This window comes from Pseudomonas sp. PLMAX (assembly GCF_046042685.1).
Lineage (GTDB): Bacteria > Pseudomonadota > Gammaproteobacteria > Pseudomonadales > Pseudomonadaceae > Aquipseudomonas > Aquipseudomonas putida_AE.
Genome location: NZ_CP064949.1, coordinates 267,202 through 291,590 on the forward strand (window position 1 = coordinate 267,202; position 24,389 = coordinate 291,590).

Here is a 24,389-nt window from a genome sequence, read left to right on the forward strand (position 1 = left end):
ATAGACTGAACGTTACTTTCACTGGTAACGGATCAGGCTAAGGTAAAATTTGTGAGTTGCTCTTTGAGCACAATCGAATTTTCGGCGAATGTCGTCTTCATAGTATAACCAGATTGCTTGGGGTTATATGGTCAAGTGAAGAAGCGCATACGGTGGATGCCTTGGCAGTCAGAGGCGATGAAAGACGTGGTAGCCTGCGAAAAGCTTCGGGGAGTCGGCAAACAGACTTTGATCCGGAGATGTCTGAATGGGGGAACCCAGCCATCATAAGATGGTTATCTTGTACTGAATACATAGGTGCAAGAGGCGAACCAGGGGAACTGAAACATCTAAGTACCCTGAGGAAAAGAAATCAACCGAGATTCCCTTAGTAGTGGCGAGCGAACGGGGACTAGCCCTTAAGTGGCTTTGAGATTAGCGGAACGCTCTGGAAAGTGCGGCCATAGTGGGTGATAGCCCTGTACGCGAAAATCTCTTAGTCATGAAATCGAGTAGGACGGAGCACGAGAAACTTTGTCTGAATATGGGGGGACCATCCTCCAAGGCTAAATACTACTGACTGACCGATAGTGAACTAGTACCGTGAGGGAAAGGCGAAAAGAACCCCGGAGAGGGGAGTGAAATAGATCCTGAAACCGTATGCGTACAAGCAGTGGGAGCAGACTTTGTTCTGTGACTGCGTACCTTTTGTATAATGGGTCAGCGACTTATTTTCAGTGGCGAGCTTAACCGAATAGGGGAGGCGTAGCGAAAGCGAGTCTTAATAGGGCGTCTAGTCGCTGGGAATAGACCCGAAACCGGGCGATCTATCCATGGGCAGGTTGAAGGTTAGGTAACACTGACTGGAGGACCGAACCGACTACCGTTGAAAAGTTAGCGGATGACCTGTGGATCGGAGTGAAAGGCTAATCAAGCTCGGAGATAGCTGGTTCTCCTCGAAAGCTATTTAGGTAGCGCCTCATGTATCACTGTAGGGGGTAGAGCACTGTTTCGGCTAGGGGGTCATCCCGACTTACCAAACCGATGCAAACTCCGAATACCTACAAGTGCCGAGCATGGGAGACACACGGCGGGTGCTAACGTCCGTCGTGAAAAGGGAAACAACCCAGACCGTCAGCTAAGGTCCCAAAGTTATGGTTAAGTGGGAAACGATGTGGGAAGGCTTAGACAGCTAGGAGGTTGGCTTAGAAGCAGCCACCCTTTAAAGAAAGCGTAATAGCTCACTAGTCGAGTCGGCCTGCGCGGAAGATGTAACGGGGCTCAAACCATACACCGAAGCTACGGGTATCATCTTCGGATGATGCGGTAGAGGAGCGTTCTGTAAGCCTGTGAAGGTGAGTTGAGAAGCTTGCTGGAGGTATCAGAAGTGCGAATGCTGACATGAGTAACGACAATGGGTGTGAAAAACACCCACGCCGAAAGACCAAGGTTTCCTGCGCAACGTTAATCGACGCAGGGTTAGTCGGTCCCTAAGGCGAGGCTGAAAAGCGTAGTCGATGGAAAACAGGTTAATATTCCTGTACTTCTGGTTATTGCGATGGAGGGACGGAGAAGGCTAGGCCAGCTTGGCGTTGGTTGTCCAAGTTTAAGGTGGTAGGCTGGAATCTTAGGTAAATCCGGGATTTCAAGGCCGAGAGCTGATGACGAGTGTTCTTTTAGAACACGAAGTGGTTGATGCCATGCTTCCAAGAAAAGCTTCTAAGCTTCAGGTAACCAGGAACCGTACCCCAAACCGACACAGGTGGTTGGGTAGAGAATACCAAGGCGCTTGAGAGAACTCGGGTGAAGGAACTAGGCAAAATGGCACCGTAACTTCGGGAGAAGGTGCGCCGGTGAGGGTGAAGCACTTGCTGCGTAAGCCCACGCCGGTCGAAGATACCAGGCCGCTGCGACTGTTTATTAAAAACACAGCACTCTGCAAACACGAAAGTGGACGTATAGGGTGTGACGCCTGCCCGGTGCCGGAAGGTTAATTGATGGGGTTAGCTAACGCGAAGCTCTTGATCGAAGCCCCGGTAAACGGCGGCCGTAACTATAACGGTCCTAAGGTAGCGAAATTCCTTGTCGGGTAAGTTCCGACCTGCACGAATGGCGTAACGATGGCGGCGCTGTCTCCACCCGAGACTCAGTGAAATTGAAATCGCTGTGAAGATGCAGTGTATCCGCGGCTAGACGGAAAGACCCCGTGAACCTTTACTATAGCTTTGCACTGGACTTTGAATTTGCTTGTGTAGGATAGGTGGGAGGCTTTGAAGCGTGGACGCCAGTTCGCGTGGAGCCATCCTTGAAATACCACCCTGGCAACTTTGAGGTTCTAACTCAGGTCCGTTATCCGGATCGAGGACAGTGTATGGTGGGTAGTTTGACTGGGGCGGTCTCCTCCTAAAGAGTAACGGAGGAGTACGAAGGTGCGCTCAGACCGGTCGGAAATCGGTCGTAGAGTATAAAGGCAAAAGCGCGCTTGACTGCGAGACAGACACGTCGAGCAGGTACGAAAGTAGGTCTTAGTGATCCGGTGGTTCTGTATGGAAGGGCCATCGCTCAACGGATAAAAGGTACTCCGGGGATAACAGGCTGATACCGCCCAAGAGTTCATATCGACGGCGGTGTTTGGCACCTCGATGTCGGCTCATCACATCCTGGGGCTGAAGCCGGTCCCAAGGGTATGGCTGTTCGCCATTTAAAGTGGTACGCGAGCTGGGTTTAGAACGTCGTGAGACAGTTCGGTCCCTATCTGCCGTGGACGTTTGAGATTTGAGAGGGGCTGCTCCTAGTACGAGAGGACCGGAGTGGACGAACCTCTGGTGTTCCGGTTGTCACGCCAGTGGCATTGCCGGGTAGCTATGTTCGGAATAGATAACCGCTGAAAGCATCTAAGCGGGAAACTAGCCTCAAGATGAGATCTCACTGGGACCTTGAGTCCCCTGAAGGGCCGTCGAAGACTACGACGTTGATAGGTTGGGTGTGTAAGCGCTGTGAGGCGTTGAGCTAACCAATACTAATTGCCCGTGAGGCTTGACCATATAACACCCAAGCAATTTGCGAACTCGAGAGAGGCCAGATTGCGGTGTGTGAAGACGAAAGAACCGAAAGTTCGAGATACTCACAAAACACCAGCTGTCACATACCCAATTTGCTGAAGCGAGGCCAACCGGCCACGACTCAGTACCCGAATTTCTTGACGACCATAGAGCGTTGGAACCACCTGATCCCATCCCGAACTCAGAAGTGAAACGATGCATCGCCGATGGTAGTGTGGGGTTTCCCCATGTGAGAGTAGGTCATCGTCAAGATTAAATTCCAAAACCCCTATCTGCGTGTGCAGGTAGGGGTTTTGTTTTTATATAAGTACAGGCTTTGTAAAAAGCATGTGCTGCTAACCAAGTCGTTTACCTGGTTAGTGCTTCGGTTTCTCGAACAAAAGAAGCAGGAATTAAGGTGTTGACAGCAGCGTGTAACGCTGTAGAATTCGCCTCCCGCTGACGAGAGATCTGAAGCGCAAGTGGTTGAAGTTGTTAAGGATTCCTTGAAAACTTCTGAAAAATACCGCTTGACAGCAAATGAGGCTGCTGTAGAATGCGCGCCTCGGTTGAGACGAAAGATCTTAACCAACCGCTCTTTAACAACTGAATCAAGCAATTCGTGTGGGTGCTTGTGGAGTCAGACTGCTAGTCAACAGATTATCAGCATCACAAGTTACTCCGCGAGAAATCAAAGATGTAACCAACGATTGCTGAGCCAAGTTTAGGGTTTTCTCAAAACCCAAAGATGTTTGAACTGAAGAGTTTGATCATGGCTCAGATTGAACGCTGGCGGCAGGCCTAACACATGCAAGTCGAGCGGATGAAGAGAGCTTGCTCTCTGATTCAGCGGCGGACGGGTGAGTAATGCCTAGGAATCTGCCTGGTAGTGGGGGACAACGTCTCGAAAGGGACGCTAATACCGCATACGTCCTACGGGAGAAAGCAGGGGACCTTCGGGCCTTGCGCTATCAGATGAGCCTAGGTCGGATTAGCTAGTTGGTGAGGTAATGGCTCACCAAGGCGACGATCCGTAACTGGTCTGAGAGGATGATCAGTCACACTGGAACTGAGACACGGTCCAGACTCCTACGGGAGGCAGCAGTGGGGAATATTGGACAATGGGCGAAAGCCTGATCCAGCCATGCCGCGTGTGTGAAGAAGGTCTTCGGATTGTAAAGCACTTTAAGTTGGGAGGAAGGGCAGTAAATTAATACTTTGCTGTTTTGACGTTACCGACAGAATAAGCACCGGCTAACTCTGTGCCAGCAGCCGCGGTAATACAGAGGGTGCAAGCGTTAATCGGAATTACTGGGCGTAAAGCGCGCGTAGGTGGTTTGTTAAGTTGGATGTGAAAGCCCCGGGCTCAACCTGGGAACTGCATTCAAAACTGACAAGCTAGAGTATGGTAGAGGGTGGTGGAATTTCCTGTGTAGCGGTGAAATGCGTAGATATAGGAAGGAACACCAGTGGCGAAGGCGACCACCTGGACTGATACTGACACTGAGGTGCGAAAGCGTGGGGAGCAAACAGGATTAGATACCCTGGTAGTCCACGCCGTAAACGATGTCAACTAGCCGTTGGGAGCCTTGAGCTCTTAGTGGCGCAGCTAACGCATTAAGTTGACCGCCTGGGGAGTACGGCCGCAAGGTTAAAACTCAAATGAATTGACGGGGGCCCGCACAAGCGGTGGAGCATGTGGTTTAATTCGAAGCAACGCGAAGAACCTTACCAGGCCTTGACATCCAATGAACTTTCCAGAGATGGATTGGTGCCTTCGGGAACATTGAGACAGGTGCTGCATGGCTGTCGTCAGCTCGTGTCGTGAGATGTTGGGTTAAGTCCCGTAACGAGCGCAACCCTTGTCCTTAGTTACCAGCACGTAATGGTGGGCACTCTAAGGAGACTGCCGGTGACAAACCGGAGGAAGGTGGGGATGACGTCAAGTCATCATGGCCCTTACGGCCTGGGCTACACACGTGCTACAATGGTCGGTACAGAGGGTTGCCAAGCCGCGAGGTGGAGCTAATCCCATAAAACCGATCGTAGTCCGGATCGCAGTCTGCAACTCGACTGCGTGAAGTCGGAATCGCTAGTAATCGCGAATCAGAATGTCGCGGTGAATACGTTCCCGGGCCTTGTACACACCGCCCGTCACACCATGGGAGTGGGTTGCACCAGAAGTAGCTAGTCTAACCTTCGGGAGGACGGTTACCACGGTGTGATTCATGACTGGGGTGAAGTCGTAACAAGGTAGCCGTAGGGGAACCTGCGGCTGGATCACCTCCTTAATCGACGACTCAGCTGCTCCATGAGCTCCCACACGAATTGCTTGATTCATGCGTTTGTAAAAGTGCAGAGCTAAATATTCGATTCGAATACTTAGCTCTGATCTTTTTCAGAACCGTTCTTTAAAAATTTGGGTATGTGATAGAAAGATAGACTGAACGTTACTTTCACTGGTAACGGATCAGGCTAAGGTAAAATTTGTGAGTTGCTCTTAGAGCACAATCGAATTTTCGGCGAATGTCGTCTTCATAGTATAACCAGATTGCTTGGGGTTATATGGTCAAGTGAAGAAGCGCATACGGTGGATGCCTTGGCAGTCAGAGGCGATGAAAGACGTGGTAGCCTGCGAAAAGCTTCGGGGAGTCGGCAAACAGACTTTGATCCGGAGATGTCTGAATGGGGGAACCCAGCCATCATAAGATGGTTATCTTGTACTGAATACATAGGTGCAAGAGGCGAACCAGGGGAACTGAAACATCTAAGTACCCTGAGGAAAAGAAATCAACCGAGATTCCCTTAGTAGTGGCGAGCGAACGGGGACTAGCCCTTAAGTGGCTTTGAGATTAGCGGAACGCTCTGGAAAGTGCGGCCATAGTGGGTGATAGCCCTGTACGCGAAAATCTCTTAGTCATGAAATCGAGTAGGACGGAGCACGAGAAACTTTGTCTGAATATGGGGGGACCATCCTCCAAGGCTAAATACTACTGACTGACCGATAGTGAACTAGTACCGTGAGGGAAAGGCGAAAAGAACCCCGGAGAGGGGAGTGAAATAGATCCTGAAACCGTATGCGTACAAGCAGTGGGAGCAGACTTTGTTCTGTGACTGCGTACCTTTTGTATAATGGGTCAGCGACTTATTTTCAGTGGCGAGCTTAACCGAATAGGGGAGGCGTAGCGAAAGCGAGTCTTAATAGGGCGTCTAGTCGCTGGGAATAGACCCGAAACCGGGCGATCTATCCATGGGCAGGTTGAAGGTTAGGTAACACTGACTGGAGGACCGAACCGACTACCGTTGAAAAGTTAGCGGATGACCTGTGGATCGGAGTGAAAGGCTAATCAAGCTCGGAGATAGCTGGTTCTCCTCGAAAGCTATTTAGGTAGCGCCTCATGTATCACTGTAGGGGGTAGAGCACTGTTTCGGCTAGGGGGTCATCCCGACTTACCAAACCGATGCAAACTCCGAATACCTACAAGTGCCGAGCATGGGAGACACACGGCGGGTGCTAACGTCCGTCGTGAAAAGGGAAACAACCCAGACCGTCAGCTAAGGTCCCAAAGTTATGGTTAAGTGGGAAACGATGTGGGAAGGCTTAGACAGCTAGGAGGTTGGCTTAGAAGCAGCCACCCTTTAAAGAAAGCGTAATAGCTCACTAGTCGAGTCGGCCTGCGCGGAAGATGTAACGGGGCTCAAACCATACACCGAAGCTACGGGTATCATCTTCGGATGATGCGGTAGAGGAGCGTTCTGTAAGCCTGTGAAGGTGAGTTGAGAAGCTTGCTGGAGGTATCAGAAGTGCGAATGCTGACATGAGTAACGACAATGGGTGTGAAAAACACCCACGCCGAAAGACCAAGGTTTCCTGCGCAACGTTAATCGACGCAGGGTTAGTCGGTCCCTAAGGCGAGGCTGAAAAGCGTAGTCGATGGAAAACAGGTTAATATTCCTGTACTTCTGGTTATTGCGATGGAGGGACGGAGAAGGCTAGGCCAGCTTGGCGTTGGTTGTCCAAGTTTAAGGTGGTAGGCTGGAATCTTAGGTAAATCCGGGATTTCAAGGCCGAGAGCTGATGACGAGTGTTCTTTTAGAACACGAAGTGGTTGATGCCATGCTTCCAAGAAAAGCTTCTAAGCTTCAGGTAACCAGGAACCGTACCCCAAACCGACACAGGTGGTTGGGTAGAGAATACCAAGGCGCTTGAGAGAACTCGGGTGAAGGAACTAGGCAAAATGGCACCGTAACTTCGGGAGAAGGTGCGCCGGTGAGGGTGAAGCACTTGCTGCGTAAGCCCACGCCGGTCGAAGATACCAGGCCGCTGCGACTGTTTATTAAAAACACAGCACTCTGCAAACACGAAAGTGGACGTATAGGGTGTGACGCCTGCCCGGTGCCGGAAGGTTAATTGATGGGGTTAGCTAACGCGAAGCTCTTGATCGAAGCCCCGGTAAACGGCGGCCGTAACTATAACGGTCCTAAGGTAGCGAAATTCCTTGTCGGGTAAGTTCCGACCTGCACGAATGGCGTAACGATGGCGGCGCTGTCTCCACCCGAGACTCAGTGAAATTGAAATCGCTGTGAAGATGCAGTGTATCCGCGGCTAGACGGAAAGACCCCGTGAACCTTTACTATAGCTTTGCACTGGACTTTGAATTTGCTTGTGTAGGATAGGTGGGAGGCTTTGAAGCGTGGACGCCAGTTCGCGTGGAGCCATCCTTGAAATACCACCCTGGCAACTTTGAGGTTCTAACTCAGGTCCGTTATCCGGATCGAGGACAGTGTATGGTGGGTAGTTTGACTGGGGCGGTCTCCTCCTAAAGAGTAACGGAGGAGTACGAAGGTGCGCTCAGACCGGTCGGAAATCGGTCGTAGAGTATAAAGGCAAAAGCGCGCTTGACTGCGAGACAGACACGTCGAGCAGGTACGAAAGTAGGTCTTAGTGATCCGGTGGTTCTGTATGGAAGGGCCATCGCTCAACGGATAAAAGGTACTCCGGGGATAACAGGCTGATACCGCCCAAGAGTTCATATCGACGGCGGTGTTTGGCACCTCGATGTCGGCTCATCACATCCTGGGGCTGAAGCCGGTCCCAAGGGTATGGCTGTTCGCCATTTAAAGTGGTACGCGAGCTGGGTTTAGAACGTCGTGAGACAGTTCGGTCCCTATCTGCCGTGGACGTTTGAGATTTGAGAGGGGCTGCTCCTAGTACGAGAGGACCGGAGTGGACGAACCTCTGGTGTTCCGGTTGTCACGCCAGTGGCATTGCCGGGTAGCTATGTTCGGAATAGATAACCGCTGAAAGCATCTAAGCGGGAAACTAGCCTCAAGATGAGATCTCACTGGGACCTTGAGTCCCCTGAAGGGCCGTCGAAGACTACGACGTTGATAGGTTGGGTGTGTAAGCGCTGTGAGGCGTTGAGCTAACCAATACTAATTGCCCGTGAGGCTTGACCATATAACACCCAAGCAATTTGACTACTCGAAAGAGCATCAGATTGCGGTGTGTGAAGACGAAAGAACCGAAAGTTCGAAATACTCACAAAACACCTGGCTGTCACATACCCAATTTGCTGAAACGTTGAAAAACGGTTCAGTACCCGAATTTCTTGACGACCATAGAGCGTTGGAACCACCTGATCCCATCCCGAACTCAGAAGTGAAACGATGCATCGCCGATGGTAGTGTGGGGTTTCCCCATGTGAGAGTAGGTCATCGTCAAGATTAAATTCCAAAACCCCTATCTGCGTATGCAGGTAGGGGTTTTGTCTATTAGTAGAAACATCAAGAATTCGCTGGCACGTCGTAATGACGAACTGGCACACAGAATTTCTTGACGACCATAGAGCGTTGGAACCACCTGATCCCATCCCGAACTCAGAAGTGAAACGATGCATCGCCGATGGTAGTGTGGGGTTTCCCCATGTGAGAGTAGGTCATCGTCAAGATTGAATTCCGAAACCCCTGTCTGCTAACGCAGACAGGGGTTTTGTCGTTCTGGGCCTGCCGTTGCCTTTGCTACGAGGTTTTTTTGTTCTGGGCTTCTGGACTGGCGAGGTACCGGGTGATGACCTCGACCCCGCGATTGAGATGGTTGACCAGCAATTGCACCGATCCTTCGACATCCCGCGCGTCGGCCGCCCGCCACAAGGCCCGGTGATCTTCCTGGGACAACTTGCCCAGGCCCATCGCTTCGAGGTTGAAGCGCAGGAAGCGCTCTTCTTCGTTCAGTCCGTCCTCTACCAGTTTCAGTAACCGGCGATTAGGTGCCCTGCTGTAGAGCGACATATGGAAGAGGCGATTGAGCCGGCCGATTTCGGTATAGTCCTGTTCCGTCTCCAGCTCGTCGATATAGCGCGCGGCCTGTTCGAGATCCGCCGCCTCAAGCAACGGCACCGATAAACGTAGGGCTTCGGACTCCAGTAAAATCCTTAGGGCGTAGGTTTCCGCGGCATCGCCCTGGACGAGCGGGGCAACCACAGCGCCTTTATGGGCGATCACGTTGAGCAATGCCTGGGCTTCCAGTTGGCGCAACGCTTCGCGCACCGGCATGCGGCTGACCCCGAAGAGATCGGCCAGATCCTGCTGGCGCAGTGCGATGCCACACGGCAGGCGACCGTCCAGAATGGCCGAGCGCAAGGTTTCTTCGATCACCGAGCGCGCCAGGTGCGCGGGAATCGGCCCGTTGACCTTGATACTGCTGAGGGGGTTGGGCTTTTGTGTCACTACTACGCACCCTGATTGACTGAAGTTTTGGATCCAATTGACACTAGTGACTGCCTGACGGCTTGTCAAACGCCCCATCAGAGCGTCTTTCCCTTAGTTTAGCGTGCCGTCAGTGATCTCAGTGTGCCATTATTTTTTCCCGAGCTAACCTACACCTTCACTCGATTCCACCTGACTACCCTGGATGCCTCGCCTTGGCGGTACGTTTTCCGATATCCCGGATCTTGCGCTGCTCGTGCGGCGCCTTGCTGCTGGCCGGGGTGCTGCTGGGCGGTGTGCATGCCGATTGGGACTTTTCCCTGATCAGTGCTCGGGCGCAGGCATTGTACGGATCTTTGGGCGAAGGTCAGCAGCGCATAGATGCGTGGCAGCACATGTTGGCTACGCAGAATCAAGTTGGCGAGCTGGAACAGCTCAACGTGATCAACCGCTTTTTCAACAAACAACTGCGTTACGTCGAAGACATCGACCTGTGGCATCAGGTCGATTACTGGGAAACACCCGTCGAAGCCTTGTGGAAAGGCGCCGGTGATTGCGAAGACTACGCAATCGCCAAATATTTCAGTCTGCGCCACCTTGGCGTTTCCAGTGACAAGCTGCGCATCACGTACGTAAAGGCGCTGAGCCTGAATCGCGCGCACATGGTGCTGACCTACTACTCAAGCCCGGAAGCCGAACCGCTGGTGCTCGACAGCCTTGTCGACTCGATCAGGCCAGCCAGCCAGAGAAAGGATTTGCTGCCGGTCTACGCTTTCAACGCAGAAGGGTTGTGGTTACCGGGGGCCAAGGGCAATCAGAAGGTCGGGGACACCAAGCGTTTGTCCCGTTGGCAGGATGTGCTGAAAAAAATGCAGGCCGAAGGATTCCCGGTCGAGACGACTAACTAGGAGCACGCCCACAGATGTCTTTGTTCAAACAGCTTTTGATCGCTATCTGTCTGTTCCTGGTCGTCGCCTTCACCGGCAGCTTCATGGTCAGCCTGGAAAGCTCGCGCTCCCAGTACGTCAACCAGCTGCGTTCCCACGCCCAGGATGCGGCGACGGCGCTGGCGTTGTCACTGACGCCCAATATCGACGACCCGGCGATGACCGAATTGCTGGTCAGCTCGATCTTTGACAGCGGTTATTACGCCAGCATCCGTGTGGTCGATTTATCCAACGACAAGACCCTGATCGAACGCAGCGGCATTGCGGCCGATACCCGGGTGCCTGACTGGTTCGTCAAACTGATTGGCCTGGAGCCTGCCGGGGGCGATGCGATAGTCAGTCGCGGTTGGGTACAGGCCGCACGGGTCGAGGTGGTCAGTCACCCGATGTTCGCGCTGGCCAAGTTGTGGCAAAGCGCGTTGGGCAGCTTGGGGTGGTTGCTGTTCTGTGGCGTGGTCAGCGCGATACTGGGCGCGCTGTTGCTGCGTCGGCAATTGAAGCCCCTCGATTACATGGTCCGGCAGTCCCACGCCATTGCCCGCCGCGAGTTTCTCAGCCTGCCGCAATTGCCGCGCACGCCGGAACTGCGTCGCGTGGTGCAGGCCATGAACCAGATGGTCGAGAAGCTCAAGGCGCTGTTTCAGGAGCAGGCCGAACGCAGTGAAAAGCTGCGGGTCGAGTCCTATCAGGACAACCTGACCGGCTTGGCCAACCGACGTTACTTCGAGATGCAACTGAATGCACGGGTGAGCAATCCCGAGCAGGCCAGCTCCGGTTACTTGCTGCTGTTGCGAGTCAAGGATCTGGCCGGGTTGAACCAGCGGCTGGGCGGCCAGCGCACGGATGCGTTGCTCCAGGCGGTTGGTCAGCAGTTGTCCCGCGAGTGCGCCAGATATCCGGAAACAACCAACCTGGTCACACGGATTCGTGGCGGCGAATTCGCCGTTCTGGCCCCAGGCCTGGTGCGTGAAGAAGCGGTGCAACTGGCGCAGCACCTCGACACGGCCTTGGCCAGTCTGTACGCGACCGGTGCTACTGACGTCCCCTCTGTAGCGGCGATCGGGCTGGCGCCCTTTATTCATGGCGACGCCCCGCAAGCCGTACTCGGGCTGGCGGATCAGGCATTGGCGCAGGCCGAAGGCCAGACCGATTCGAACTGGGTCTGCCTCGATCACAGGGCCCCGACCCATGTCGGCGACGACCATCATGCCTGGCACAACCTGCTGGATCAGGCCTTGGAGCAACGACGATTCAAGTTGTTTTTCCAGCCCGTGGTGGCCAGTCAGGACACGCAACTGGTACTGCACTACAAAGTGCTTTCCCGCCTGATCGACGACCAGGGCGAGAGCATCCCTGCCGGACGTTTCTTGCCGTGGCTGGAACGGTTCGGCTGGGCGGCGCGACTGGACCGGCTGATGCTGGAACTGGTACTGGAGCAGATGGACTCACACGAAGAGACACTGGCGCTGAACCTCTCGTCGGCAACTTTGGAAAATCCGCAGGCGCTGACTGCGCTCTTCGAAACGCTGCGTTCGCACTCCAACCTGGGGCCGCGACTGACCCTGGAGATCGGCGAAGAGCAATTGCCGGAGCAAGCCAGTCTCGAAGAGCTGACCCGGCGTTTGCGAGCGCTCGGGTTCTCCTTGAGCCTGCAGCATTTCGGTGGGCGCTTCAGCATGATCGGCAACCTGGCGCGCTTGGGGTTGGCCTACTTGAAGATCGACGGTAGCTACATCCGTGCGATTGATCAGGAGCGCGACAAACGCCTGTTCATCGAAGCCGTCCAGCGAGCGGCCCATAGCATTGATCTGCCGTTGATTGCCGAGCGGGTCGAGACGCAAGGGGAGTTGGCGGTGCTTAGCGAGATGGGCGTGTACGGCGTTCAGGGACGGTTGGTGGGCGAGCCCAAGCCTTGGCAATAGGGTAATCGCAAAGGTTGCAGCCTTCGCACACCTGTAGCTGCCGAAGGCTGCGATCCCCGGATGTCAGATAAACCCTTCCTCATCATCCTCAACCAGATTACTCAACCCGCCCAACGCCTCACGGGCGTGGAAGCGGTCCATGAGTTTGGTCTGCGCGGGCCCTGGCAGGTCCGTGACGAGGATCACGCCTTTGCTGATCAGCACGGCGATCAAGTCGTCGAGTACCCGGATCATTTCCAGGTCGCTCTGGCGCAGTTGCTTGAGCTGTTTGATTTGCAGCAGTTGTTTGTGGCTGGTGGCCATGACTTCATTGGCGAACCAGGCCTGGAGGTCAGGGTGGTCGGCCGGCAGCGTTTCCGTGGATTCGGCGTAGGCTTCGGCTTCCACGCGCAGCAGTCGGCCGTCTGTATTGCGTTGCACGTAGAACATCGAGCATCCCTCAGAAGTGAGCCGCGTCATGCTGTCAGCAGCATAGTCAACATCTACCCAGTAGAGGGCGTTCGTCATATCCATGGCGCCAACAATTGCACTTACAGTCGTCGCGGGCAGGTCATTGCCGGCAGATCATCGCCAAGTAATAACTAAGACATTGATTTAGAACATATATTTTTGAGTTTGAAGCAAACATGCTTGTAACCATAGTTCATATGGTCCGCGAATTGCTTAGTTTAGTTGAAATAGTTACAGGTGCCGTCCATCTACCGGTCTGCCACCTGGCGCAAATGATGTGCGCACCGGTAATGCTTGCTGGATAATCGCGCGCCGCCGTTCGGGGCCTTGTATTCAGTTGCTTGCGTTGCAGTTCGGCTGTCGGGAATGCGCAGGACGCGCCAAATAAATAAAGCACCTTTTCGTCAATTTTATGGCGATAAAAAAGGTTTTTTTAATCGCGTTCAACTATTACAATTGCGGCATTCAAATTATTGACGATGTCATTTTGATGCTCGCCTCGATGAACCCTCGAGCTACGTGCTCCCTTATGTGCCAGCGCCTCGGATAGTCTTTTATGAATCGTACAGACGATATATCGAACCTGTTCAACAGGTTCGGGGCAAGTGCGGACAGTTATCTCGAGTTCGGCAGCCATTTCGACTACAAGGAAAAGCCGTTGACGCTGGTGCCGGCTGCGCCTGCACCTGTAGCTGAAGTTGATCAGCCTGATGAGCAATACGAGCGCGCTGCAGCCGATGCCACAAATGGCATGGAGACGCCGTTGGTGCCGGCTGATTCTGCGCAGCCTGCTGCGCCGCTTCGCCATTTGCTGGCCGAAGTCGCCCTGGCACGTCAGGCCGAAGCGCAAGCACGTAATGAAGAGGCACTGCGCCAGGCGCTGCCCCATGGTCGTCCGGCCAAGACCAGGGCGCATGTCATTGCGGTGATATCGGCCAAGGGAGGCGTTGGCAAAAGCACCCTCGCCTCTGCGCTGACCACTGCATTGCGCCTGGAGGGCGGGCGGACACTGGCCATCGACCTCGATCCGCAAAACGCGTTGCAATACCACTTGGGTGCCGAGCCGGATGTGGCAGGAATGGCCTACGCCAGCCTCAAGGGTGAGGACTGGAAGTCACTGCTGCTGGCCGGCTCTGCGGGTTCGTTGCTGCTGCCCTACGGTTCGGTGACCGAGGACGAGCGCCGTACGCTGGAGCGCTATCTGGAAAACGATCGTTACTGGCTGGCTGGCCAGTTGGCGAGCATGGACCTGAGCGAAAACGACGTGGTGATTCTCGACACGCCACCGGGTCGTACGTCCTACCTGACGCAAGCCTTGATGGTGGCTGATCAGGTGCTGGTCGTCGCCACCGCCGATGCGGCCTGTTTCGTCACGCTGGACCAGATGGAGCGTTTGCTGGAAGAGCGCGGCGCCCGGGGCCAGGCGCCGCTGTGCAATTACGTGATCAATCAGTTCGACAGCGATCGCCTGTTCTGCCGGGACATGCACGAAGTGCTCAAGCGCCGCCTCGGCTCGCGGCTGCTGGGTGTCGTGGCGCTCGATCATGCCATTGGCGAAGCCCTTGCTTATGGTGAAAACCCGCTGCTGCAGGCCGAGTCCTCCCAGGCTTGCCGCGACATGCTGATGCTGACTGACAGGGTCAAAACGCAGTTGAATGCCATGGCCGTTGCAGAGTCATACGCCTCGTGATCAACACCACCGCTCCAGATACAGCCGCTCCCTCCCGTTCGCAGCGCTGGGCACAATCGCTCTCCGATCGCCTGGACAGCCTGCCAGCGACGTTGCGTCGGGCGCTGACCGTGAGCGTGACGCTGTTCTGCGGGCTGTTGGCCGTGTTCATCATTACGGTGCCGTTCGACCTGTATTCGCAGTGCTTCTTTGCCCTCGGCTGCTTCATCGCTGCGATGGTACTGCGCAAGATTCCCGGACGCCTGAACGTGCTGATGCTCATCGGGCTATCACTGACCGCTTCCCTGCGCTACATATACTGGCGACTCACTTCCACCCTCGGGTTCGAGGGCTGGGTCGACATGCTGTTCGGCTACGGCCTGGTCCTGGCCGAGCTGTACGCGATGATCGTGCTGGTGTTCGGCTATGTGCAAACCGCCTGGCCGCTGCGACGCAAACCAGTATTGATGAGCGGACCGCCGAGCGAGTGGCCGACGGTCGATGTGTTCATCCCGTCGTATAACGAAACCCTCGACATTGTGAAGGTCACCATCTTCGCCGCCCAGGCCATCGACTGGCCCCAGGACAAACTGCGCGTGCATGTGCTTGACGACGGTCGCCGCGAAGACTTCCGCGAGTTCTGCGAACAGATCGGCGTGAATTACATCGTTCGTGACAACAACCGCCACGCCAAGGCAGGCAACCTGAACGAAGCGCTCAAGGTCACCAGTGGCGAGTTCGTGACCATTTTCGACGCCGACCACGTGCCGACCCGTTCTTTCCTCCAGGTGTGTGTCGGCTGGTTCATCAAGGACCCGAAGCTGGCGATGCTGCAGACGCCGCACTTCTTTTTCTCGCCGGACCCCTTCGAGAAGAACCTCAATACCTTCCGTTCCGTGCCGAACGAAGGCGAGTTGTTCTACGGTCTGGTGCAGGACGGCAACGACCTGTGGAACGCGACGTTCTTCTGCGGCTCGTGTGCGGTGATCCGTCGTGCACCTTTGCTGGAAGTCGGTGGCGTGGCCGTCGAGACCGTCACCGAAGATGCCCACACCGCGCTCAAGCTCAACCGCGCCGGTTATAACACCGCCTACCTGGCCATTCCCCAGGCGGCGGGCCTGGCGACGGAAAGCCTGTCGCGCCACATCAGCCAGCGAATTCGCTGGGCACGTGGCATGGCGCAGATATTTCGCACCGACAACCCGTTGCTCGGCAAAGGCCTGAGCATGGGCCAGCGCCTGTGTTACCTGAACGCGATGTTGCACTTTTTCTACGGGCTGCCACGCCTGGCGTTCCTGACCGCGCCGCTGGCATTCCTGTTTTTCGATGCACAGATTTTCCACGCCTCGGCGTTGATGATCACCGCGTACGTATTGCCGCACATTCTTCACGCCAGCCTGACCAACTCCAGTATCCAGGGACGGTTCCGCCACTCGTTCTGGAACGAGGTCTACGAGACGGTGCTGGCCTGGTACATCATGGGCCCGGTACTGATGGCGCTGGTCAACCCCAAGTTCGGTGGCTTCAACGTGACCGACAAGGGCGGAGTGATCGACAAGAAGTACTTCGAATGGAAACTGGCCCGGCCCTACATCGTGCTGTTGCTCTTGAACGCCGCTGGCCTGATCTATGGCGGGATACGCCTGATGGAGGGTGCCGAAGGCGCCACCACCACGATCCTGATCAACCTGGCGTGGACCGTCTACAACCTCATCATCACCAGCGCCTCGGTGGCGGTGGCCAGCGAAACCCGTCAGGTGCGTTCCGAACCACGGGTGGCGGCGGTCCTGCCGATGCGCCTGACCCGTGCCGATGGCACCGTGATCGAGGGCGTGACCCAGGACTTCTCGCAAAAAGGCCTGGGCTTTCGTTTGCCTGATGGCATCGAGATTCCCAAGGGCGAGCGGGTGCAGATTTCGCTGTTTCGCAAGCAACAGCTGAGCGTGTTCCCGGCCGTCATCGTCTTCAGTCGCGGGGATCTGTTGGGGGCGCAATTCGACCAGTTGACCCTGCGCCAGCAAAGCGAGCTGATACGCCTGACGTTCTCCCGCGCCGATACCTGGGCTTCGACCTGGGGCAATGGCCAGGTCGATACGCCCCTGGCCGCCTTGCGCGATGTCAGCGGCATTGCCCTTCGCGGTATCTACGAACTCTTCAAAGCAACGGTCATGGAAGTGCGGAACCTTTTCCGCCGTCGCCACGTCTCCCCGTCCACCCTGGAAAATGTTTTGGACAAGTGATGAACTCGAAGTCTTTCGCTTTCGGTAGCCTGCGCGCGCCCCGCCGCGCACTGGTACGCATGACGTGCGCGTTGCTGGCAATGGGTGGTAGTGCGACGGCATTCGCCGAGATCGCGCCAGTGGATGCGGCGCCGGGCGCCAATGGCTATAGCGTGACGCTCAAGCAACTGGGCCGCAATTATCCGATGAGCTTGCGCGGCGTGGAGTCCACCGACAGCGTCAACTTCGATGTGCGTGCCGATTCCATCGTGACCGGCGCCAGGCTGAAACTGCAATACACCTATTCGCCGGCACTGCTGGCCGACCTGTCGCAGATCAACGTCATCGTCAACGATGAAGTGGCCGCGAGCCTGCCGTTGCCCAAGGAAAACGCCGGTCAACTGCAAACCCACGAAGTCACCATCCCGCCGCAGCTGATCACCGAGTTCAACCGCTTGAGCCTGCAATTCGTCGGTCACTACACCATGAGTTGCGAAGACCCGACGCATTCCAGCCTGTGGGCGAAGATCAGCAACGCCACCGAGCTGAGCATCGAAGTGTCGCCGCTGGCGCTGCCGAACGATCTGTCGATCTTGCCGTTGCCATTCTTCGATCGCCGCGATGCGCGCACCCTGGGCCTGCCATTCGTGTTCGCCGCAGCGCCCGACAACACCACCCTGGAAGCGGCTGGCGCCCTGTCGTCTTGGTTCGGTGCCCAGGCCAGTTACCGCGGGGCGAAGTTCTCTACTCACATCAACCAGATCCCGGCCCACGGCAATGCCGTGGTGCTGCTCAGCGGTCCCGATGCGTTGCAGATCGGCGGGCTGAGCCTGCCGGCGGCCAAGGGCCCGACCCTGAGCTTGATGGCCAACCCCAATGACGAGAATGGCAAGTTGCTGGTGATCACCGGCCGCGATGCCGCCGAACTGAAGACGGCGACCACCGCGCTGGTGCTCGGCAGTCAGGCGCTTTCGGGCAGCAGCGTGGTGATCGATCGACTCGACAGCGTGCAGTCGCGCAAGCCTTACGATGCCCCGAACTGGCTGCCCAGCGATCGCCCGGTCAAGCTCGGCGAGCTGCTGCCGGCCAAGCAATTCAACGTATCGGGCTACAACCCGGGCGACATCACCGTACCGTTGAATTTCCCGCCGGACTTGTTCACCTGGCGTGATGAAGGTGCGCCGTTGAACGTGAAATACCGCTACACGCCGCAAGAGAAGTCGAGCAATTCGTCGTTCATCGTCAGCTTCAACGATGGCTTGATCCAGTCGCAGAACCTGCTGCCCCAGGACAAGCTGGAAAACAGCGTGTTGAAAACCCTCAAGCTCAACGACGACAGCCTCAACCGCGAAACCCGCGTGCGCCTGCCGTTGAACTCGGTGGCCCTGCAATCGCGACTGCAACTGCGCTTCATGTTCGACTACATCAAGCAGGGGGAATGTGGCGACATCATCATCGACAACATGCGCGGCAGCGTCGATCCGGAATCGACCCTGGACCTGAGCGGCTACGACCACTTCATGGCCATGCCGAACCTGGGCGTGTTCAAGGACGCGGGCTTCCCGTTCACCCGTCTGGCTGACCTGTCGCAGACCGCCGTGATCCTGCCGGACAACGCTGGCGCTGCCGAGCTGGATGCCTACCTGACCGTGCTCGGCCGCTTCGGCCAGTCCACCGGTTATCCGGCCACTGGCGTGCTGGTGGCGCAAGCGGCGCAGGTTCAAGCGGTGGCGGATAAAGACTTGCTGGTGCTTGCTTCCGGTAACAACCAACCATTGCTGACCCAGTGGGCCGATCGCCTGCCGGCGACCGATAGCGGCGACCAACAGAGCTTTCACCTGTCTGACTTGCCGATGCGCGTACGCGACTGGTTCAGCCCCGACCCGGAAGCGAACCAGCGCAAGGCACGGTTGGCCATGGCCTTCTCCGGCGGCGCGCGCAGCACTTACCTGACAGGTTTCGAATCGCCGCTCAAAAGCGGTCGCAGCGTCGTGGTAATCGCCAGCGGCCAACCGCAAGGCCTGGCTGAAGCGACCAATGCCCTGATCGGCGGCGAGGATTACACCCAGTCCATCCAGGGCAGCCTGGTGGTAGTGCGTGGCAAAACCATCGAGCCACTGGTGGCGGACGAGCAGTACTACGTCGGCGAACTGGGCCCGTTCAAACGCCTGGAATGGATGCTCTCGCGTCATGTCGGTTTGACGCTGCTGCTGACCGGCCTCGGTGTGGTGTTGCTCAGTTGTCTGGCCTATCTGGCGCTGCGGTCCCGTGCCAAACAGCGGTTGAGCGACTGAGAACACCATGAGAAACCACAGGACCCCTGGATGCAATTCTGCCCAACAGCGCCGCTGGCGCCGGGCCGTGCTTTGGCTGGCTGGCACGCTGGCGACCTTGAGCCTGACACCGGCCATGGCTGACGAGGTCGCGTGCAAAAGCGCCGATTGGCCGCTGTGGCAAACCTACGCCACGCGTTTCGTGCAGAACGACGGTCGCCTGCTGGAGTCCAGCGTCGAAGCCAATCACAGCACCTCCGAAGGCCAGTCCTACGGCATGCTGTTCGCGCTGATTGGCAACGACCGCGAGCGTTTCGATGCCTTGTGGAAATGGACCGCCGCCAACATGGCCGGCGCCGATGTCGGCAACCGTCTGCCAGGCTGGTTGTGGGGCCAGGGCAAGGACGGCAAATGGCAGTTGCAGGACGCCAACTCGGCGTCCGATTCTGACCTGTGGATTGCCTACTCGCTGCTCGAAGCGGCGCGGCTGTGGCAGCGCCCGGACTACCGCGAAGACGCCCTGCGCCTGCTCAGGAACATTGAAAGCAACCTGGTGGTGAGCCTGCCGGGGCTAGGCAAAATGGTCCTCCCCGGCCCCGAGGGTTTCACTCAGCCCGATCATCTGTGGCGCCTTAACCCGAGCTATTTGCCGCTGCCGTTGCTACGCCGACTGGCCAAGGAAGCACCGAGCGGGCCGTGGAAGGAAATCGCCGAAAATACCGTAAAAATGGTCAGTGCCTCCAGCCCGAAAGGCTATGTGGCGGACTGGATCGGCTATCGCGCAACCGCGCCGAAAGCCGGTCTGTTTGTGGTTGATCCGGTCAAAGGCGAGCTGGGCAGTTACGACGCGATTCGCGTCTACCTGTGGGCCGGCATGACGCCCAGGACCGACCCGTTGGCGGCACCGCTGCTGGCACGCCTGGACGGCATGTCGAACAGCACGGCTTCCACCGGTATTCCTCCGGAAAAAGTCCAGGTCATCAGCGGTGCGCTCGAAGGGCAGGGCCCGTTCGGGTACTCTGCCGCACTGATCCCGTACTTCCAGGCCAAGGGCCAACCCTGGCTGGCCGAGCAGCAGCAACGTCGGGCCGAAACGGCTTTGAACGCGGCGCTGGCAAAAGCCGATGGCGAACATGTCGAACCGCTGTACTACAACGCCATGCTTAGTCTGTTCGCACTCGGCTGGGCTGAAAAACGCTATCAGTTTCGTGATGACGGAACACTCAAACTGACTTGGGAGACGTCATGCACCCGCGCCGTCACACGCTAGCCATCGGTATTCTCGCCACCCTCATCGGCACCGCCGCCCACGCCGAAACCAGCGATGCGCAAATGCGCCTGGTGGAGCAGGGCCAATATTGGCAGGCCCGGGATAACGCTGCGCGTGCGTCAGAAGCTTGGGAGAAAGTGCTGCGCCTGGACCCCAACCAGATCGACGCGCTGTATGGCATGGGTCTGATCGGCGTCAAACAGGACAAACCGCGACAGGCGCAGCAGTATCTGGCGCGGTTGCAGGCGTTGTCGCCGCGACCCTGGCAGGCTGCGCAACTTGAGCAGGACATCGCCCTGACCGATCCGCAGAACATTGCGCTGCTGGACGAAGCCCGGCGTCTGGCCGACGGCGACCAGCGTGACAAGGCCACTGAAGTGTTCCGCCAATTGTTTGCCGGCCGCACGCCTGAAGGCAAGATCGGTCGCGAGTTCTACACCAACCTGGCTTTCAATGATGCAGGCTGGCCCGAGGCGCGCAAAGGCCTTGAGCGCTTGCTGCGGGAAACGCCGAATGACTCGATTGTCGCGCTGTTTTTGGCCAAGCATCTGGTGCGTCATGAAGACAGCCGCGCGGAAGGTATCCGGGCCCTGGCCAAACTGTCGACCCGTACCGATATCGCCGGTGACGCCGATGAGAGCTGGCGCCTGGCGCTGGTGTGGATGGGGCCGCCGAATGCCTCGCAAGTGCCGTTATTCGATGACTTCCTGAAAGTACATCCCGAAGACCAGGAAATCCGCGACCTGCTCAACAAAGGCAAGTCGCAGTCGACCACTGCCGGTGCGCCGGTGTGGCAGCAGGATCCGCTGGTGGCGCGAGGGCTGCAAGCGCTGGAGAAGGGTGACCAGGCCGGCGCCGAACAAGCCTTCGCCGCGCGCCTGAAAAGCAAACCCGACGACGCCGATGCCCTGGGTGGCCTTGGCGTCGTGCGTCAGCAACAAAACCGTTTCGGCGAAGCCGAGCAGTTGCTCAACCGGGCCATCGCCAATGGCGGCACACGCTGGAAGCCGGCATTGGATAACGTGCGTTATTGGGCGCTGCTGCAACAGGCCCGCGACCAGGCCAGGACGCAACCGGCCAAGGCGCAAGCCAGCATCGCCCAGGCCATGCGCCTGAACCCGAACGGCGTCGATGCGCGCCTGGCCCTGGCCGACATTCAGGCCCAGGCCGGCCAACTGGACGCCGCGCAAGCCAACTATCGCCAGGTGCTGAATGTGCAGCGCGGTAACCCGCAGGCCGTTCAAGGCCTGGTCAATGTGCTGGCGCAAACCGGTCAGGCCGATGAAGCCCTGCGCCTGCTCGACACCCTGACCCCGGCCCAGCAGGCCGAAATGGGCGGCGGCGCTCGCCTGCGTGCCTTGCGTTCCACGCAGGCGGCCAAACTGGCCGAACAGCGCGGTGATAACCGCGCGGCACAACAAGCCCTGGTGCAAGCCATCCAGGACGACCCGGACAACGTCTGGACCCGTTTCGACCTGGCGCGTTTGTACCTCAAGGCCGGCGAGCCGCAAAAGGCTCGCGACCTGATCGACAGCTATCTGAAAAGCCATCCGACCCACATCGACGCGCTCTACACCAGTGCCTTGCTCTCGGTGGAAATGGAGCAGTGGAACGCCGCGCAAGCAACCATCAGCCGTATACCGGCCGAGCGCCGCACCGCGGATATGAATCAGTTGGCCGACCAGATCACTCTCACGGTGCAGATCAAACTGGCGGCCAGCATCGCCAAGCGTGGCCAACGCCAGGAAGCCCTGGCCTTGCTCGATCGCTTGCAGCCGGTGGCCAGCCGCACGCCTGACGGCATGGCGACCCTGGCTGCGGCCTATGTCGATGCCGGCGACTCGGCACATGCGCAGCAAATGATGCGCAACGTCATCGCCCAGACGCCGACGCCATCCGCGGACCTGATGTTGCAATACGCCAACCTGTTGCTCAAGACCGACGACGACGCTCAGGTCAACTCGATCCTGCACGGCTTGCAAAACCAGCCGATGAGCGTGGCCACGCGCAAACGCTTCGATGACGTGCTGTATCAGTACCGCATTCGCCAGGCCGATATCCTGCGTGAAAATGGCGATCTGGCGGCTGCCTACGATACGTTGGCACCGGCGCTGGCTTCGCGTCCGGGGGACGCGGGCGCCGTCTCGGCACTGGCGCGCATGTACGCCAGCAACGGCGACAATGCCAAGGCGTTCGAGCTGTACAAGCCGTTGTTGCAGCGTCAGCCCAACGACCCGCAGATTTTACTGAACGCCGCTGACGCGGCGGTTCAAGCCCACGACAATGGCTACGCCGAGCGTGCGCTGGAACAGTTCCTGAAACTGGAAACCTACGACCCGCAATCGCTGACCGAAGCGGCGCGGATCTACCGCAGCATGGGCAAGTCCAGCCAGGCCACCGAGTTGCTGCGCAAGGCGGTTGCCATTGAGCAGAGCGAACAGAAACGCAGCCTGACGGCTCAGGCCAATAGCCTGAACGTCGCCCCGAACCCGTTCGTGGGTTTGCCGGGCCAGCGCAACCAGGTGAGCCGAGTACCGGTGGACGCGATTCCCGCCCCGGCACAGGCACAGCTTGATGCAGCCGCGCCGGTCATGGTCGCCAGCGATGCGGCACTGCCGGCCGATGCCTATCCGGGCCAGGCCCAGCCACGCATGGCTGCTGGTGCGCGAACCCAGGCGTTGCCGGCGGGGCGCTTTGCCGGTGCCGGCGGTAACCCGTTCGCGCCTCAGGCCACGGTCAATGTCGCGGTGGACCAAGCCAGTTCCGCCCAGCGCGCGCTGGACAACATCCTGCAGGAGCGCAGCGGCTACGTGACCCAGGGCGTCACCATCCGCAGCAATGACAGCGAGTCGGGCATGAGCAAAATGACCGACGTTGAAACGCCGCTGGAGATCAACGTGCCGTCGGGCGAGAACCGCTACGCCGTGCGCGTGACCCCGGTATCGCTGAATGCCGGCAGTGTCGACAGCGATTCGGCCAGCCGTTTCGGTGGTGGATCATCCGCCGACGGCGCCGGTTCCCAGCGTGACAAAGGCGTGGGCCTGAGCGTGGCCTATGCCCGCCCGGATGAAGGCATCAAGGCCGATGTCGGCACAACGCCAATGGGCTTCAAGTACAGCACCGCCGCTGGTGGCGTGAGCGTGGACCGGCCGTTCGCCGACAACTCGAACGTGCGTTATGGCGTCAGTGTTTCCAGGCGTCCGGTGACGGACAGCGTGACTTCGTTCGCTGGCACCACCGACGACCGCACCGGTCAGTCGTGGGGCGGCGTGACGGCCAACGGCGGGCGGGCTCAGCTCAGCTATGACGATCAGCAGGTCGGCACCTACGGCTACGGTTCGTGGCACAAGTTGCTCGGCCACAACGTCGAATCCAACAGCCGCACCGAACTGGGCGGTGGCGTGTATTGGTATCTGCAAAACGCCGAAGACAGCAAGCTGACCCTGGGCCTGAGTGCCACCGGCCTGAGCTTCGAGAACAACCAGGATTTCTTCACCTACGGCCATGGCGGTTACTTCAGCCCGCAAAGCTACTTCGCCTTGGGCGTGCCGGTGACCTGGTCGCAGCGCACCGACCGGTTTTCCTATCAGGTCAAGGGTTCGGTGGGCGTGCAGTACTTCGATCAGGACGCGGCGGATTACTTCCCGAACGACAAAGACCTGCAAGCTGCCAACAACCAGCGCTACAAAGGCCAGAACAAGACCGGCGTGGGCTACAGCCTGAGCGGTGCAGGCGAATACAAATTCGGTTCGAACTTTTTCCTCGGTGGCAATCTCGGCCTGGACAACGCCCAGGACTACAAGCAATTCACCGGGGCCATGTACCTGCGTTACATGTTCGAAGACATGAACGGCTCGATGGAGCTGCCGGTCAGCCCCTACCGCTCCCCTTATTCCAACTGATTCCTGGAG

The 24,389-nt window shown here is 57.6% G+C and carries 9 protein-coding genes and 6 rRNA genes; 13 read left to right on the forward strand and 2 right to left on the reverse strand.

Annotation, left to right across the window (positions count from 1 at the left end; all coding sequences use genetic code 11):
- Positions 1–129 precede the first annotated feature (129 nt).
- The 6 genes from DKB71_RS01265 to rrf (DKB71_RS01290) all read left to right on the forward strand — a co-directional run bounded on the left by DKB71_RS01265 (position 130) and on the right by rrf (DKB71_RS01290) (position 8,971).
- Positions 130–3,023, forward strand: a 23S ribosomal RNA gene (locus DKB71_RS01265).
- A gap of 154 nt (positions 3,024–3,177) precedes the next feature.
- Positions 3,178–3,293: ribosomal RNA gene (gene rrf / locus DKB71_RS01270) — 5S ribosomal RNA — on the forward strand.
- A gap of 481 nt (positions 3,294–3,774) precedes the next feature.
- Positions 3,775–5,311 (forward strand): 16S ribosomal RNA (locus DKB71_RS01275).
- A 276-nt stretch (positions 5,312–5,587) separates the two neighbouring features.
- A 23S ribosomal RNA gene (locus DKB71_RS01280) occupies positions 5,588–8,481 on the forward strand.
- 150 nt (positions 8,482–8,631) lie between these two features.
- Positions 8,632–8,747, forward strand: a 5S ribosomal RNA gene (gene rrf, locus DKB71_RS01285).
- A 108-nt stretch (positions 8,748–8,855) separates the two neighbouring features.
- Positions 8,856–8,971: ribosomal RNA gene (rrf, locus tag DKB71_RS01290) — 5S ribosomal RNA — on the forward strand.
- The 16S, 23S and 5S rRNA genes sit together here, the layout of an rRNA operon.
- Before the next feature lie 70 nt (positions 8,972–9,041).
- Here rrf (DKB71_RS01290) and DKB71_RS01295 read toward each other — a convergent pair.
- Complete coding sequence (locus DKB71_RS01295; RefSeq protein ID WP_274074995.1) at positions 9,042–9,749, reverse strand: GntR family transcriptional regulator; 708 nt, start codon at positions 9,747–9,749, stop codon at positions 9,042–9,044.
- Positions 9,750–9,943: 194 nt separating this feature from the next.
- Here DKB71_RS01295 and lapG point away from each other — a divergent pair, with 194 nt between their 5' ends.
- Positions 9,944–10,636 carry a cysteine protease LapG gene (gene lapG, locus DKB71_RS01300; RefSeq protein ID WP_408599416.1) on the forward strand — a complete coding sequence of 231 codons (693 nt, stop codon included), beginning with the start codon at positions 9,944–9,946 and terminating at the stop codon, positions 10,634–10,636.
- Positions 10,637–10,650: 14 nt separating this feature from the next.
- On the forward strand, positions 10,651–12,597 hold the full coding sequence (gene lapD / locus DKB71_RS01305) for a cyclic di-GMP receptor LapD (RefSeq protein ID WP_408599417.1): 1,947 nt from the start codon (positions 10,651–10,653) through the stop codon (positions 12,595–12,597).
- A 63-nt stretch (positions 12,598–12,660) separates the two neighbouring features.
- Here lapD and DKB71_RS01310 read toward each other — a convergent pair whose 3' ends face one another.
- Positions 12,661–13,026, reverse strand: coding sequence for a tryptophan synthase subunit beta (locus tag DKB71_RS01310; protein ID WP_408599418.1), 366 nt, complete (start codon positions 13,024–13,026; stop codon positions 12,661–12,663).
- Positions 13,027–13,603: 577 nt separating this feature from the next.
- On the opposite strand from DKB71_RS01310, the gene bcsQ reads away from it, so the two are divergent.
- Genes bcsQ through DKB71_RS01335 form a run of 5 tightly spaced genes read left to right on the forward strand, consistent with a single transcriptional unit; the run spans position 13,604 to position 24,380 of the window.
- Entirely contained in the window at positions 13,604–14,737 is a 1,134-nt protein-coding gene (gene bcsQ / locus DKB71_RS01315) for a cellulose biosynthesis protein BcsQ (RefSeq protein ID WP_408599419.1), read from the forward strand.
- Positions 14,734–16,956 carry a UDP-forming cellulose synthase catalytic subunit gene (gene bcsA, locus DKB71_RS01320; RefSeq protein ID WP_408599420.1) on the forward strand — a complete coding sequence of 741 codons (2,223 nt, stop codon included), beginning with the start codon at positions 14,734–14,736 and terminating at the stop codon, positions 16,954–16,956. The genes bcsQ and bcsA overlap by 4 nt, the downstream gene beginning before the upstream one ends.
- The gene (gene bcsB / locus DKB71_RS01325; RefSeq protein ID WP_408599421.1) at positions 16,956–19,229 is read left to right on the forward strand and encodes a cellulose biosynthesis cyclic di-GMP-binding regulatory protein BcsB; all 2,274 of its coding nucleotides are present in this window, start codon (positions 16,956–16,958) and stop codon (positions 19,227–19,229) included. Before bcsA ends, bcsB begins: the two co-directional genes overlap by 1 nt.
- 7 nt (positions 19,230–19,236) lie before the next feature.
- Positions 19,237–20,478 carry a cellulose synthase complex periplasmic endoglucanase BcsZ gene (gene bcsZ, locus DKB71_RS01330; protein WP_408599422.1) on the forward strand — a complete coding sequence of 414 codons (1,242 nt, stop codon included), beginning with the start codon at positions 19,237–19,239 and terminating at the stop codon, positions 20,476–20,478.
- Positions 20,454–24,380, forward strand: coding sequence for a cellulose synthase subunit BcsC-related outer membrane protein (locus DKB71_RS01335; RefSeq protein WP_408599423.1), 3,927 nt, complete (start codon positions 20,454–20,456; stop codon positions 24,378–24,380). Before bcsZ ends, DKB71_RS01335 begins: the two co-directional genes overlap by 25 nt.
- The last annotated feature ends 9 nt before the right edge of the window (positions 24,381–24,389 follow it).